Raw genomic sequence first — 12,190 nt, 5'->3', positions numbered from 1 at the left:
GACCATAGCGAGTGGGAACCACCTGATCCCATGCCGAACTCAGCAGTGAAACCGCTCAGCGCCGATGGTAGTGTGGGGCCTCCCCATGCGAGAGTAGGTCATCGTCAGGCATCTATTCAGAAACCCAGCTTCGAAAGAGGCTGGGTTTCGTCGTTTAAGCAACCCCGAGTGCGATAGCGCTCGGGGTTTTTCTTTGCCTCGAGGATCAGGCCGTGACAGGAGCCGTTACCTAAATCCCGCTGCATGCGAATAGGTCTTACAAAAGGCGAACAGCTCCATACAGCAATGAGTGGCATGGATGCCAGGTTGCGAGTAGCGTTGGTCTTACAGGAGCCACTGAGCCAAGAGCAGAGAGTATGCAACCGAGAAAATGGTTGGCAGCCGTATGGCTAGCTGTTGCAAGTATAGGGCTGGGAGGCTGCGACAATACGGGCCCCGGCGATATAACTGAGCGCAATATCGATGAGGCGATGAAGGACGTGGAAAAGCAAATCGAAAAGGTCAGCGAAGAGATCGAGGAGGATGCTGAAGAAGACAAGCGGTGACGGTGCCCTAGGCCAACTCATTGAGTACGCTCCCGATCCCTTGAAAAACCATCTGAGCCCTACAGTTTCCCTTTGGGTCGCCGATAGTCATCTTGACTAAATGGTCAAGATTGGCGTGTCTCTCTCTGACGATGCGCCGCAGCCAAAGGGAACAAAATGAACAAGCTCACGATAGCCCAAAAGCTGTTGCTCTGTATCAGCCTCTGCATGCTACTGATCGTTGGTGGTTCCACTGCCGTTCAGTATCGCCTCTTCGGCAAACTGGTGACAGAGCGAGTCACGGCGGCAGAGTTACCCGCGACGCTGGAGAGTATCCGCAATGACGTTGATGCGACCCTGACAGGTCCTATCACTACCGCCCAAGGCTTGGCGCACAACCTTTACCTGCAAGCCTGGCTGTTGGCGGAGGAGCCCGAAGAAGGGACCGCGCAGGCAGTCGACTACTTTCAGGACATACAGCAGCGTACTGGTGCCAGTATCGTCTTCTATGTTTCGGCACGCAGCGGCAATTACTACACGGGGAATGGAGTCGAGCGGACGCTGAGCCGTGAACGAGACCGCTGGTTCTATGACCTGGTGGAGGCCAGCGATGGTGATGCCTACCAGTTGAATGTCGATGCCGAGGGTGGTCAGGTCCAGGTTTTCATCAATCATGTCATCGAGGCCGATGGGGAGCGTTTGGGGATCGCCGGTGTTGGCTATTCGCTGGAAGCCATGGCGGAGACGATACGCAACTATCGGCTGGGCGAGAGTGGCAGCGTCTTTTTAGCGAACCGAGACGGCACTATCAGTATTCATGCCGAAGGGGCGGACCGGGTGGGGGAGCCCATAGCGACCCTGCCGGGCTGGGAGAACATAGCGGAAGAGCTGGTGAGCGGCGAGGGGTATCGTTACGCGATAGAGAAGGATGCCGAGGGTGCCGAGCAACTGGTGGCTGCCATCGAAGTGCCGGGTACCGACTGGGTTGCCTTTGCCCAGATTCCGCGAGATGAACTGTTTGCGGATCTCAACCGTGCCGTCCTGCTGGTCGTGCTGAGTGTGGTGCTGATACTGGTGGCAAGCCTGGCCGTCATCGCTCTGCTCCTGAGAACCCTGTTCCGACCAATACGACGCACGGCCCAAGCCATGCGGGAAGTCGCCGAAGGCGACGGCGACCTGACGCTGCGCCTGCCGGTCGAAGGTCATGATGAAAGCACCGAACTGGCCATTCAGTTCAACGCTTTTGCCGACAAGATGCACGACGTGCTGGCACAGGTGAGAAGCAGCAGCGATTCGGTCCGGCTGGCTGCGCAGGAGATTGCCAGCGGCGGGCATGACATGTCACACCGCACCGACCAAGCCGCTTCCAGCCTCCAGCAGACCTCTGCCTCGATGGAGGAGATCAATGGCACTGTAGCCAGCACGTCTGGTTCCGCGCAAGAAGCCAGCGCTCTCTCACAGGCGGCATCAGACCTGGCGCAGCGCACCTCCGGTAGGGTCGAGCATGTTATCTCGACGATGGGTGAGATTCAGAATGCGTCCACGCGAGTTGCCGATATCGTCAAGGTCATGGACGACATCGCCTTCCAGACCAACCTGCTGGCCCTGAACGCCTCGGTCGAGGCTGCACGGGCAGGAGAGAGTGGAAGAGGGTTTGCCGTGGTAGCCGGTGAGGTGCGTCAGCTGGCCACGCGCAGTGCGGCGGCTTCGCGTGACATACGCCAGCTCATCGAAGTGTCGAGTGAGAAAGTGCAGGGCGGCACGCACTTGGTACGCGAGACCGGCGACGCCATGCAGGATCTCATGGAAGGGGTCGATCGGGTCGCTTGCATGCTGGGAGAAATCAGTCGTGCCGCCAATGAGCAGAGTGACGGTATCGCCCAGGTCAACGTCGCCGTGGCGGAACTCGATCGAATGACACAGCAGAATGCGGCGCTGGCAGAGGAGACGACTTCGGCTGCCGAGCAGTTGCGAGAGCAGGCAGATCGTCTGGCAGAAATGGTGGGGCGCTTCAAGCTGAAGAGTAGCCCAGTGCCTCTCCAGGCGTTGGGTCAGGCAGTGGGGATGCCCGAGGGCCAGCCCCGCGAGGAGCGAAGCCGACCCTTGGCGCTGGGTACCCTGTAAGGGTCAAATCGCGGCGCTCTGCTCGATGCCCTGAAGGTACCAAGGGGCACCGTCACGCACCTCGCGAATCAGGTGCCAGGTCTCATTGAACTCGGTCTGTTCGCCGTTTTCTTCGAGGATGCCATGGAAGATCACCGTGGCTTCGGCCTGGGAGCCGAGTTCGCGTACATCACCGAGTTCGGCGAACAACCGCACGATTTCCGTACGGTTGTTCGCCGGCTGGCTGTTACGTTCTTCGCGTAGCAGGTTGTAGAGTTCCGGCGTGACGTACTCCTGAATACCGCCGAAATCGTTATTGTCCCAGGCGCGTTGCAAGGTCATGAAATGCTCCTTGGCGCCGGACAGGAAGCGCTCACGGTCGAACCAGACCGGCAGGCTGCCGAAGGTACCGCCGCCCATGGCAGCACCGGGTGCCGGCTGGAAGGCCTGGGGCTCGGCATGAGACTGACGCTCGGCCGGCTGCGGTCCGCTGGCTACGGCCGTGCGGCGGCGCGCCAACAGCCGGAACAGCAGGAAGCCGAGGCCGGCGATCAGCAGGATGTCCATCAACCGTAGTTCGTCGAAGGCGCCACCGAAGAGCAGCGCCGCCAGCAGACCACCGGCCAGCATACCCCCCAGCATGCCGGGCATGCGTGAGCCGGTGGCCTGGTTCGGCTGAGCCTGGCGTGCCGGAGCAGCCTGGTTGGGAGCGGTGGCAGGGCGGTCGGCCGAGCGAGAGAAGCTGCCGACATTACCGCCGCCGCCCAGGCGACGAGCTTCGGCATGTTCGACGGCCAGGCCGAAGCCCAGCACGGCAACCATGAGCATGACAAGAAAGTGACGCATCGAAGGATCTCTATATGGGGGATGGGGGATAAAGGGAATTTTGGTGGCTCCATTCTAACGGCTATGCTGTTGGAAGGAATGACAAAAAAGAGGGTAATTCATGCGCCTGAAGTGCGAAGAGAGCCTGCTGCTGATCATCGATCTCCAGGCGGGCCTGCTGCCGGTAATCGACGGTGGCGATCAAGCCGTCAATGAGGCGATATGGCTGGGAGGCGTCGCCTGTGCGTTGACCATTCCAGTGTGGCTCACCGAGCAGTATCCCGAAGGCCTGGGCGGCAGCGAGCCGCGGTTGCTGGAAGCGCTGCCCGACCGTCAGCTATGGCGGAAGGTGCATTTCAATGCCCATGCCGAGCCGGACTTCGCCGGTGCGCTGGCGGAGAGTGGCAAGCGACAGATCGTGCTGTGCGGTAGCGAAGCACACATCTGCGTCATGCAGACCGGCCTGGGGCTATTGGAGGCAGGTTATGAAGTGTATTGGCTCAGCGAGGCATCGGTCAGCCGGCGCGCGGAGGAGGCGATGCTCGCCCGCGAACGCATGGTACGCGCGGGCGCAATCCCGGTGAGTGCCGACATGGTCGCCTACGAGTGGCTCGAGCGCTGTGACGACGAACGCTTTCGCCAGATCCACAAGCGTTTTCTCAAGCCGCGCTCGGCTCGCCCGCTGCGCTTCTTCTAGGGGCTCAGTGCTGGTCTTCGCGGCGAGTGAAGACCAGCGTATCGCCCTCCGACATGACCGGGTTGTAGGCATAGCCAGCCACATCGAACTCCTTGAGCCTTTCCGGGTCTTCCAGGCGCTGTCGGATCATCCAGGCGGCCATGAGTCCCCGGGCTTTCTTGGCATAAAAGCTGATGATCTTGAACTTGCCGTTCTTCTCGTCCTTGAATACCGGTGTGATCACCCGCGCGTCGAGCCGCTTGGCGTCGACGGCCTTGAAGTACTCATTGGAGGCCAGGTTCACCAACACCTTCGAGCCGCTATCGGCGAGGGCGCGTTCGAGCGCCTCAGTCAAGGGGGCCTGCCAGAAGGCGTAGAGGTCCTTGCCGGACGGAGTAGGCAGCCGGGTACCCATCTCGAGGCGGTAGGGTTGGATCAGGTCGAGCGGCCGCAGCAGGCCGTACAGGCCCGAGAGGATGCGCAGGTGTTGCTGGGCGAATTCGTTGTCGTCATCGCTGAAGGAGGCCGCCTCGAGCCCGACGTAGACGTCGCCCTGGAAGGCCTGTGCCGCCGGCTTGGCGTTGTCCGGGGTGAAGGGCGGCCGCCATTCGGCGAAGCGAGCGGCATTCAGGCCGGCCAGTTTGTCGCTGATCCCCATCAGCTCGCTGAGCTGTTGCGGAGAGTAGTCGCGCAGAATGGTGATCAGCCGCTGGCTCCGGTCGAGGAAATCCGGCTGCGAGTGGATGGCCGTCGTGGCCGGAGTCTCGAAATCCAGCGTCTTGGCGGGCGAGATCACGCTCAGCATAGGACACTCCTGTACCTGAAAGGGGCGAGTCGGGAATGTCGCGATTATACCAGCAGCGGCACGACGGTGGGGCTATCGCAACGATAGCCCCAGGGCATGCTCCCGAACGGCCGCTCAGGGGCAGGGGTTGGGAATACGCCGATGCACTTCCTCGATGGCATCGAGCACGCTCTGCTCGAGCTTGAGCGACTCGCTGGCGAGATTGTCCTCGAGCTGCTCCATGGTGGTGGCGCCAATGATGTTGCTGGTCAGGAAGCTGCGTGAATTGACGAAGGCCAGTGCCATCTGGGCGGGGTCCAGGTCATGCTCGCGGGCAATATCGACATAGGCACGGGTGGCCTGCTCGGCGAGCGGCGAGGTGTAGCGTTGGAAGCGCTCGAAAAGCGTCAGGCGAGCCTTTTCCGGGCGTGCGCCGTCCAGGTACTTGCCCGAAAGCACGCCGAAGCCCAGCGGGGAGTAGGCCAGCAAGCCCACGTTCTCGCGGTGGGCGACCTCGGCCAGCCCGACCTCGAAAGATCGGTTGAGCAGGTTGTAGGGGTTCTGGACCGAGGCGACCTTCGGCAGGTCCAGGCGCTCGGCCAGCTGCAGCGACTTCATCACACCCCAGGGGGTTTCGTTGGAAAGCCCGATGGCGCGTACCTTGCCAGCCTCCACCAGCTCCTTGAGCGCGGCGAGAGTCTCTTCCAGCGCGACCGCGTTCTCCTCCTCGTCATGGGTATAGCCCAGCTTGCCGAAATAGTTGGTCGAGCGTTCGGGCCAGTGGAGCTGGTAGAGGTCGACGTAGTCGGTCTGCAGCCGCATGAGGCTGGCATCGATGGCCTGCCGGATCTGCTCGCGGCTCAGGCGCGAGCCGCCGCGAATGTGTTCCATCCGGGGGCCGGTGACCTTGGTGGCGATGATGACATCGTCGCGACTGTCGCGTCGCTTGAGCCAGCTACCGATATAGGCTTCGGTACGCCCCTGGGTCTCGGCGCGGGGTGGGACCGGGTACATTTCGGCCGTATCGATGAAGTTGATGCCGAAGGCTACGGCGCGGTCGAGCTGTTCGTGGGCCTCGGCTTCGCTGTTCTGCTCGCCGAAGGTCATGGTGCCCAGGCACAGGCGGCTGACCTCGATGCCCGTGTCACCAAGCGGTCGCGTCTGCATCATCGCTCCTGTAAGAGGTAGGATCGGAAGCGTTCTCATGGCATATCCAAAGCCATGCTAGCCGAGGCATACCAAGGCAGCAAATCATAGGGGTTGAGTCACCGCGGGGGCGAGCGTATGCTGGCCACCCTCAGCGGCCCCGGCGGAGTCCCGCGGCGAGCTCAAGACAGGCATGGCGAAGACCACAAGGTGGTGCGATACGCCATGTAGCTCCCAGACGAACGCAAGGTTGTTTGCACATGACGCAGGCATCATCACTGTTCACCCGGCTCGAATACCGTCTTGCGGAACAGCTATTTCATACGCGCTGGCTGCCACGCTCTCCGCGTACCCAGCGTTTGACCATGCATCTCTTCGAGCGCTGCGCCGATGCCGGCCACCCTGCGGCGCTCTCGCTCTATGGGCACATGCTCTTCCATCGTGGCATCAGTCCACAGGACAAGGCGCGTGGCGCTCGCTACGTTCTCGAGGCGGCGCAGGCCGGTAATCTCAAGGCCCAGTACCAGGCGGGGCTGATTCTCGAACACGGCTGCGCCCAGTATCCCCGCCGTGAGGAGCGCGCCGTGACCTGGTATGCCCGCGCCGGCGAAGCGGGCCATCCGCTTGCCGCGCAGCGCCTGGCCAAGGCCTACCGCCTGGGCGAGCTGGGGCTGCCGGTGGATAGCGCCCAGGCCACCTACTGGCAGGCGCTGGCCGAGCGTCATGACGGGCTGGAAGGTGAGGAGCTGGACAGCGACGACGTTCAGGCCCGACACTAACCTTTATCCCTTTCACGGCCCTGCCATGCGGCCTTGCTTTCGAGGACACGCCCATTCGTGACGCTGCCGACACTGCTGGATATCGAGGCGTCCGGGTTCGGGCGCGGTAGCTACCCCATCGAGATCGGCCTGGCACGGGCTGACGGCAGCTGCTGCGCCTTCCTCATCCAGCCGCTGGAGGAGTGGACGCACTGGGATCCCAAGGCCGAGTTGCTGCATGGGATATCCCGGGCGCGCCTGCAACGCGAAGGGCTGCCCGTGACCCAGGTCGCGCGCTGGCTCAACGACGAGCTGGGCGAGGTCGGTGTGGCCTACAGCGACAGCTGGGGCTACGACAATACCTGGTTGTCGCTGCTGTTTCATCACGCCGGCATGCTGCCTGCCTTCCGCCTCGAGGCGCTACGCATTCTGCTCAGCGAATGTCAGCTTGCCCTATGGCATCGGACCCGAGAGGTCTTGGTCGAGGAGCTGGGGATCCGCCGTCATCGTGCCAGCGAGGACGCCCGGCTGCTGCAGCTCACCTACCAGCGCACCCTTCAGCAGGCCGGCTGCGGCTAGTCTGCAGGAAGCCGCGTCAGCCTTCACCGCCTACAGCGAGCAGCACCTTGCCGATATTGGCGTCCCGCTCGACATGGGCATGGGCGGCCTCGGCCGCGTCGATCGGCCAGGTGCGGTCGATGAGCGGACGGATCTCGCCGCTCGCCAGGCGCGGCCAGACATGCGCCAGCAGCGCGTCGAGAATGGCGCCCTTGGCTGCCGGGGGCTTGGCGCGCAGTGTCGAACCGATCAATCTCTGCCGCTTCATCAGCATGCGCCCCAGGTCGAGTTCGGCGTGACGTCCGCCCATCAGGCCGATCAGCACCAGCCGGCCATCGGCGTTGAGCACGCGCTGGTTGTCGGCGAGATAGGAAGCGCCTACCGGGTCGAGTATCACGTCGGTACCGCCCCAGGCCTTCACGGCATCCACGAAGCTGCCCTCATGGCGATTGAAGACGCCGTCGGCACCCAGTTCACGGCAGGCGGCGAGCTTGGCGTCGCTGCCTGCCGTGACGAAGCAGGGGTGGCCAAAGGCATGACAGAGCTGTATCGCTGCGGTGCCGACGCCGCTGGCACCGGCATGCAGCAAGACGCGCTCACCGGAAGCCAGTTGGCCCTCCATGAACAGATTGAGCCAGGCGGTAGCGAATACCTCGGGGAGGGCGGCCGCTTCGCGCAGGCCGAACCCTTCAGGCAGCGGCAGCACCTGTCGTGCGTCGACCACCACCTCCTCGGCGTAGCCACCTCCCGCCAGCAGGGCACAGACCCGGTCGCCAGGGCGAAGGCCATCGACGTCGGGGCCGACCTCGGCCACTGTGCCGCTGACCTCCAGGCCCGGGATGTCGCTGACTCCGGGTGGCGGAGGGTAGTGACCGGCGCGCTGCATCAGGTCGGCGCGATTGACCCCGGCCCAGGCGACACGCAAGCGGACTTCACCGGCAGCGGGCCCCTCGGGGGCGGGTTGCTCACGCCAGTGCAGGCGCTCCTGCTCGATGGCGATGGCGTGCATGGACGGCCTCCTAGGTGACGGTTTCGGCGAGTCGGGCTTCCAGTGCATCCAACAGGGCGGCGGGTTCCTCGGCATCGATCAGTTGGGTCCGGGTACGGGCATTGAGGAAGCCGTGCTCCACGGTCTGGTCGAGGAAGGCCAGCAGGGGGGAGTAGAAACCGGCGATATCGAGCACGCCGATGGGTTTGTCGTGAAGCCCCAAGTACTGCCAGGTCCAGGCCTCGAACAGCTCTTCCAGGGTGCCGATACCACCGGGCAAGGCGATGAAGGCGTCGGCGTGGGCGGCCATGCTGGCCTTGCGCTCGTGCATGTTGTTCACGCGTATCAGCGTCGGTAGCCCCTCGTGGGCCTGCTCGCGCTCCACCAGGTGGTCGGGCATCACGCCGATCACGTCGCCACCACCGGCGAGTACGGCGTTGGCCAGCTCTCCCATCAGGCCGATACGGGCGCCGCCATAGACCAGACCGTGACCGCGCGCTGCCAGCTCATGCCCGAGGGCTCGAGTGGCTTGCAGAAAGGCAGGGTCCCGGCCATCGCGGGAGCCCAGATAGACACAGAATTTCGACATGCGCTTCTCCTTGGCAAGCTCCTATCCTAGCTGCCAGGCATTGGCTTCGAAAGCGTCGAAATAGCCTCAGGGCAGGTAGTCGGCCACGGCGAACTCGGCGTCGAGCCACTGGCCGATGACGTTATCGCCGCACAGGTGGTGGGCGTATTGGGTATGCAGGCAGCGCACCTGGTCCCAGTTGGCGATGCCGCCGATGCCGCGCTCACGCATCACGCCCTCGTAGCCGAGCCGTTCGACCTCATGGCGCTGAGCTTCGCTCATGTAGCGCCAGCGTGCCTCCACGTAATCTCGGTGGCTGGCATGGTAGGCGGCGAGAAAGTCGGCATCCTCCCGCAGCCTTGCTTCGATCTGCTTGATGACGCCACTGGCCTCGATACGAGAGATGTCGATCTTGAGTCGCTCGGAGCAGAGCCAGTAGAGGGTGGGGAAGGGCTTGCCATCGACGATGGGCGCCATGCGCAGCACCAGCGGGGTGCCCTCACCGTCAATGGCAGCGACCGCCTCGATGCCGCGCGGAGCACGGCCCAATTGCTCGGCGATGATGGCCAACTGTCGGGCGTCAGGCATCTGGTCGGTCTGGATCACCATCGGCGGGTTCCCTTACGAACTTGTTGGAGCGGCCCACGGCGCGGAAGAAGGTCCGGTTGAGCTGCTCGGGCGTGGGCACGTAGCCGCGCCACTGGCGTTCGCAGTACTCGTTGGCCCGTGCCATCAGCACGTCGTAGAGGCGATTGAACGGCGCATCATAATCGTAGGGGTCGGCGCCGAACAAGCGGATATGCGGGAAGTCGGCGAACCGCTCCATGAAGTAGCGCTCCAGGTCGGCTTCCACGGCGCGGTGCTGGGCCACGTTATCGGGGTCGAGCCAGAGGTTGTAGCGGATGGCCATGATGAACTCCTGCCAGCGATGAATGGCCCGTCGTTCTGCCGGGTCATGGAGTTTTGACCACATGAGGCCGGGTTCGGCTCATGAGATCAGGCACGTGCCAGCGGGGCCAGGCGTGCCTGGCACAGGCGGATCAGATCGGCAGGCGCCAGGGCGATTTCCAGGCCGCGGCGCCCGCCGCTGACGTGTAGCCGCCCAAGCGCCTTGGCGCTGTCATCGAGAAACGTCGGCAAGCGTCTCTTCTGCCCCAAGGGGCTGATGCCGCCCAACACGTAGCCAGTCGCCCGCTCGGCTTCGGCTGCTTCGGCCATGCTGGCACGACGCGCCCCGGCCGCCTTGGCCAGCGCCTTGAGGTCGAGCTGGCCGGTCACCGGCACGATACCTACCGCCAGGCGGCCATCGTCGAGGCGGGCAATCAGGGTCTTGAACACCGTGTTCGGGTCGAGTCCCAGGGCACTTGCGGCCTCCTCGCCGTAGGCCGGTGCGCGCGGGTCGTGCTCATAGCTGAGCAGCTCGAAGGCGGCGCCATCGCGTTCCAACGCCTTGACGGCCGGAGTCATGCGTCGGCCGGCTCAGCGATCGGCTGCAGGTGGGTTTCGAGCGCTGCGCGCAGTTCGCCTTCGATAGGCACGGCGCGCTTGGTGGCGTGGTCGAAGTGCACCATCACGGTATGGCCGAGGTTGGTCAGCTGGCCTTTTTGCCACGCCTCCTGGGTAACGGTAAAGGAGCTGTTGCCCAGCCGCGAGACGTAGGTGTGAATCTCGATGTCGCTGCCATAGTGCAGCTCGGCGCGGTAGTCGATCTCCATGCGCGCCATGATCAGCCGCCACTTGCGCGGATCCAGGTCCGGCGTGAACAGGCGGAACAGGTCGTTGCGTGCCAGCTCGAACCAGGCGGGCAGGCGAGTATTGTTGACGTGCCCGAGGGCATCGGTGTCGTAGAAGGCCGGCTCGATGGTGCGCACGAACATGGGAATTCCTCTATCACTCTGGTCTTGTGGCGTGTCGTTGGCAGGCTAACAGCATTGCCCCGAGCAAACGCTAGGTCAAGTGCGGGCCGCCTGCCTTGCGGCGTGCCACGCCTGCAGGCGCATCCAGGCCAGCAGCCACAGGGTCGCCACGGCGAAGCCCGCCAGAGTGCCCCATAGCAGGCCCAGGGTGGCGTAGGTGAGCGACACGCAGAGCGCATAGCAGAGCAGCGCACCCAGGCCGGCCGGATAGTGCTTGATCACCGTGGCGGCCGGTGCCGCGCCGTGGGTGAGGTGCAGGATCACCAATAGCGGATACATCGAGATCGGGAAGGCCGCCAGCATGCCGGCCCAGGAGACCGGCAGCACGTGGGCCAGGCCGGTGACCAGGAAGACGATGGCGGTGGCAAGCCCGGCGCGAAGCACAAGCGGCTTCCAGCGTGAGCTGCCATGGTGCACCGTGACCCGGGTTTCCGGTACGTGCCGATAGAGCCAGGTAAAGACGAAAATGGCTACCAAGGTCACCAGGGTGCCGCTCAGGCGATCGAATTCGAAGCGGGTCAGCACGAGGCTTGCGAGCCACCAGGCGATGAGACCGCCCGCCGTGCCGGCGAGCACGCCAACCAGGCCGTCGCGGCGCCCGCAAACCAGGTAGCCGCCCCCCAGCGCCATGGTGGCGGTGAAGCCTGCCAGGCTGAACACGGCGCTCTCGGCGGCGAAGTCCGGTGAGATTTCCAAGCCGATGAAGAACAGGGCGATGGCAGTGCCCAGCGGGTAGCCGGAAAGCAGGCCGGCCACACGGGTACTGACGCGCTCGGCAACGACCGACAGGCCGAGCACGATACCGATCGATACCGCGAGCTTGGCCAGTTGCCAGCTCAGGGGGACATCCATGACGTATTCCTTGAAGTGAAGGTAGCGCTACTAGACCAGGCGCAGGCCTTGGCGATCGGCCCAGGCGGCGCCCACCGCGTGGGCCAACATCTCCTGCAGGTGGGCGGGCAGGGCGGCACGCGCCTCGTCGACGTTGGCGAACTCGCGGTTGCGCAGCCAGCAATAGGCCCAGGCGCAGGCCTCGTCTTCGCTCTTCGGCACCGGGCGCGCCGGCATCTGGACCAGCAGGAAGGTAGCGGTACGTGCCGCCCATAGCGGAATACGATCCCCTGCCTCTGGCTGGCTCCAGGCTTCGAGCACTGCTCCGCCGGGAGTAGCCTCGGGCTCGCCCAGGCGGGCCACCCGTGCCGTCTCAGCCAGGATCAGCGCGAGGCGGTCGGGATCGCCCTGGCCGAGCTGGCGCCACTGGTCGATCAGCGCCGGCATACCCCGACGTGCCTTGGCATAGAAGCCGCTTTGCGGCATGGTTTCGCTCATACAGCCGTTTCCCGA

Annotated in this window: 16 protein-coding genes and 1 rRNA gene; 6 read left to right on the top strand and 11 right to left on the bottom strand. The window is 64.0% G+C overall.

The features are described from left to right. The 3 genes from rrf to ACUY1T_RS07875 all read left to right on the top strand — a co-directional run. Positions 1-110, top strand: a 5S ribosomal RNA gene (rrf, locus tag ACUY1T_RS07885); the annotation flags it as partial. Positions 111-356: 246 nt separating this feature from the next. Further along, positions 357-545, top strand: a complete 189-nt coding sequence (locus ACUY1T_RS07880) for a hypothetical protein (RefSeq protein ID WP_446021592.1) — start codon at positions 357-359, stop codon at positions 543-545. A 156-nt stretch (positions 546-701) separates the two neighbouring features. Further along, entirely contained in the window at positions 702-2,648 is a 1,947-nt protein-coding gene (locus ACUY1T_RS07875) for a methyl-accepting chemotaxis protein (RefSeq protein WP_446021590.1), read from the top strand. 3 nt (positions 2,649-2,651) lie between these two features. Here the strand turns inward: ACUY1T_RS07875 and ACUY1T_RS07870 are convergent, their stop codons facing one another. Then, positions 2,652-3,473: a Tim44 domain-containing protein gene (locus tag ACUY1T_RS07870; protein WP_446021588.1), complete on the bottom strand. Its 822-nt coding sequence runs from the start codon at positions 3,471-3,473 to the stop codon at positions 2,652-2,654. 100 nt (positions 3,474-3,573) lie between these two features. On the opposite strand from ACUY1T_RS07870, the gene ACUY1T_RS07865 reads away from it, so the two are divergent. Then, positions 3,574-4,149 (top strand): isochorismatase family protein, encoded by a 576-nt coding sequence (locus tag ACUY1T_RS07865; protein ID WP_446021586.1) that lies wholly within the window; start codon positions 3,574-3,576, stop codon positions 4,147-4,149. A gap of 4 nt (positions 4,150-4,153) precedes the next feature. Here the strand turns inward: ACUY1T_RS07865 and yaaA are convergent, their stop codons facing one another. Further along, positions 4,154-4,933 carry a peroxide stress protein YaaA gene (yaaA, locus tag ACUY1T_RS07860; RefSeq protein WP_446021584.1) on the bottom strand — a complete coding sequence of 260 codons (780 nt, stop codon included), beginning with the start codon at positions 4,931-4,933 and terminating at the stop codon, positions 4,154-4,156. Positions 4,934-5,047: 114 nt separating this feature from the next. Continuing rightward, positions 5,048-6,079: an NADP(H)-dependent aldo-keto reductase gene (locus ACUY1T_RS07855; RefSeq protein WP_446021583.1), complete on the bottom strand. Its 1,032-nt coding sequence runs from the start codon at positions 6,077-6,079 to the stop codon at positions 5,048-5,050. A gap of 239 nt (positions 6,080-6,318) precedes the next feature. Here ACUY1T_RS07855 and ACUY1T_RS07850 point away from each other — a divergent pair, with 239 nt between their 5' ends. Further along, positions 6,319-6,837, top strand: coding sequence for a tetratricopeptide repeat protein (locus ACUY1T_RS07850; protein ID WP_446021581.1), 519 nt, complete (start codon positions 6,319-6,321; stop codon positions 6,835-6,837). 57 nt (positions 6,838-6,894) lie between these two features. After that, positions 6,895-7,395 carry a hypothetical protein gene (locus ACUY1T_RS07845; RefSeq protein ID WP_446021579.1) on the top strand — a complete coding sequence of 167 codons (501 nt, stop codon included), beginning with the start codon at positions 6,895-6,897 and terminating at the stop codon, positions 7,393-7,395. Between the two features lie 16 nt (positions 7,396-7,411). Here the strand turns inward: ACUY1T_RS07845 and ACUY1T_RS07840 are convergent, their stop codons facing one another. The 8 genes from ACUY1T_RS07840 to ACUY1T_RS07805 form a co-directional block, all read right to left on the bottom strand. Further along, positions 7,412-8,383, bottom strand: coding sequence for an NAD(P)H-quinone oxidoreductase (locus ACUY1T_RS07840; protein ID WP_446021577.1), 972 nt, complete (start codon positions 8,381-8,383; stop codon positions 7,412-7,414). Between the two features lie 10 nt (positions 8,384-8,393). After that, a complete protein-coding gene (locus ACUY1T_RS07835; RefSeq protein ID WP_446021575.1) occupies positions 8,394-8,951 on the bottom strand; it encodes an LOG family protein in 558 nt (185 codons plus the stop codon). A gap of 66 nt (positions 8,952-9,017) precedes the next feature. Next, complete coding sequence (locus tag ACUY1T_RS07830) at positions 9,018-9,539, bottom strand: DUF501 domain-containing protein (RefSeq protein WP_446021573.1); 522 nt, start codon at positions 9,537-9,539, stop codon at positions 9,018-9,020. Continuing rightward, positions 9,511-9,840 (bottom strand): hypothetical protein, encoded by a 330-nt coding sequence (locus tag ACUY1T_RS07825; RefSeq protein WP_263582292.1) that lies wholly within the window; start codon positions 9,838-9,840, stop codon positions 9,511-9,513. The genes ACUY1T_RS07830 and ACUY1T_RS07825 overlap by 29 nt, the downstream gene beginning before the upstream one ends. An 86-nt stretch (positions 9,841-9,926) precedes the next feature. After that, positions 9,927-10,397, bottom strand: a complete 471-nt coding sequence (gene ybaK, locus ACUY1T_RS07820; RefSeq protein ID WP_446021571.1) for a Cys-tRNA(Pro) deacylase — start codon at positions 10,395-10,397, stop codon at positions 9,927-9,929. Next, positions 10,394-10,807 carry an acyl-CoA thioesterase gene (locus ACUY1T_RS07815; protein WP_263582294.1) on the bottom strand — a complete coding sequence of 138 codons (414 nt, stop codon included), beginning with the start codon at positions 10,805-10,807 and terminating at the stop codon, positions 10,394-10,396. Before ACUY1T_RS07815 ends, ybaK begins: the two co-directional genes overlap by 4 nt. Positions 10,808-10,882: 75 nt before the next feature. Next, positions 10,883-11,698 (bottom strand): hypothetical protein, encoded by an 816-nt coding sequence (locus tag ACUY1T_RS07810; RefSeq protein ID WP_446021569.1) that lies wholly within the window; start codon positions 11,696-11,698, stop codon positions 10,883-10,885. A 30-nt stretch (positions 11,699-11,728) separates the two neighbouring features. Continuing rightward, the gene (locus ACUY1T_RS07805; protein ID WP_446021623.1) at positions 11,729-12,163 is read right to left on the bottom strand and encodes a hypothetical protein; all 435 of its coding nucleotides are present in this window, start codon (positions 12,161-12,163) and stop codon (positions 11,729-11,731) included. Positions 12,164-12,190 lie beyond the last annotated feature (27 nt).

It is taken from the genome of Billgrantia sp. Q4P2 (assembly GCF_052806135.1).
Note: the sequence above shows the minus strand (reverse complement) of the source record. Positions and strands in the feature narration are given on the sequence as shown.

Bases quoted from the DNA above. Each gene is read 5' to 3' on its own strand.
- ACUY1T_RS07880 (WP_446021592.1), top strand. From the start codon at position 357: ATGCAACCGAGAAAATGGTTGGCAGCCGTATGGCTAGCTGTTGCAAGT.
- ACUY1T_RS07875 (WP_446021590.1), top strand. From the start codon at position 702: ATGAACAAGCTCACGATAGCCCAAAAGCTGTTGCTCTGTATCAGCCTC.
- ACUY1T_RS07870 (WP_446021588.1), bottom strand. From the start codon at position 3,473: ATGCGTCACTTTCTTGTCATGCTCATGGTTGCCGTGCTGGGCTTCGGC.
- ACUY1T_RS07865 (WP_446021586.1), top strand. From the start codon at position 3,574: ATGCGCCTGAAGTGCGAAGAGAGCCTGCTGCTGATCATCGATCTCCAG.
- yaaA (WP_446021584.1), bottom strand. From the start codon at position 4,933: ATGCTGAGCGTGATCTCGCCCGCCAAGACGCTGGATTTCGAGACTCCG.
- ACUY1T_RS07855 (WP_446021583.1), bottom strand. From the start codon at position 6,079: ATGCAGACGCGACCGCTTGGTGACACGGGCATCGAGGTCAGCCGCCTG.
- ACUY1T_RS07850 (WP_446021581.1), top strand. From the start codon at position 6,319: ATGACGCAGGCATCATCACTGTTCACCCGGCTCGAATACCGTCTTGCG.
- ACUY1T_RS07840 (WP_446021577.1), bottom strand. From the start codon at position 8,383: ATGCACGCCATCGCCATCGAGCAGGAGCGCCTGCACTGGCGTGAGCAA.
- ACUY1T_RS07835 (WP_446021575.1), bottom strand. From the start codon at position 8,951: ATGTCGAAATTCTGTGTCTATCTGGGCTCCCGCGATGGCCGGGACCCT.
- ACUY1T_RS07830 (WP_446021573.1), bottom strand. From the start codon at position 9,539: ATGGTGATCCAGACCGACCAGATGCCTGACGCCCGACAGTTGGCCATC.
- ACUY1T_RS07825 (WP_263582292.1), bottom strand. From the start codon at position 9,840: ATGGCCATCCGCTACAACCTCTGGCTCGACCCCGATAACGTGGCCCAG.
- ybaK (WP_446021571.1), bottom strand. From the start codon at position 10,397: ATGACTCCGGCCGTCAAGGCGTTGGAACGCGATGGCGCCGCCTTCGAG.
- ACUY1T_RS07815 (WP_263582294.1), bottom strand. From the start codon at position 10,807: ATGTTCGTGCGCACCATCGAGCCGGCCTTCTACGACACCGATGCCCTC.
- ACUY1T_RS07810 (WP_446021569.1), bottom strand. From the start codon at position 11,698: ATGGATGTCCCCCTGAGCTGGCAACTGGCCAAGCTCGCGGTATCGATC.
- ACUY1T_RS07805 (WP_446021623.1), bottom strand. From the start codon at position 12,163: ATGCCGCAAAGCGGCTTCTATGCCAAGGCACGTCGGGGTATGCCGGCG.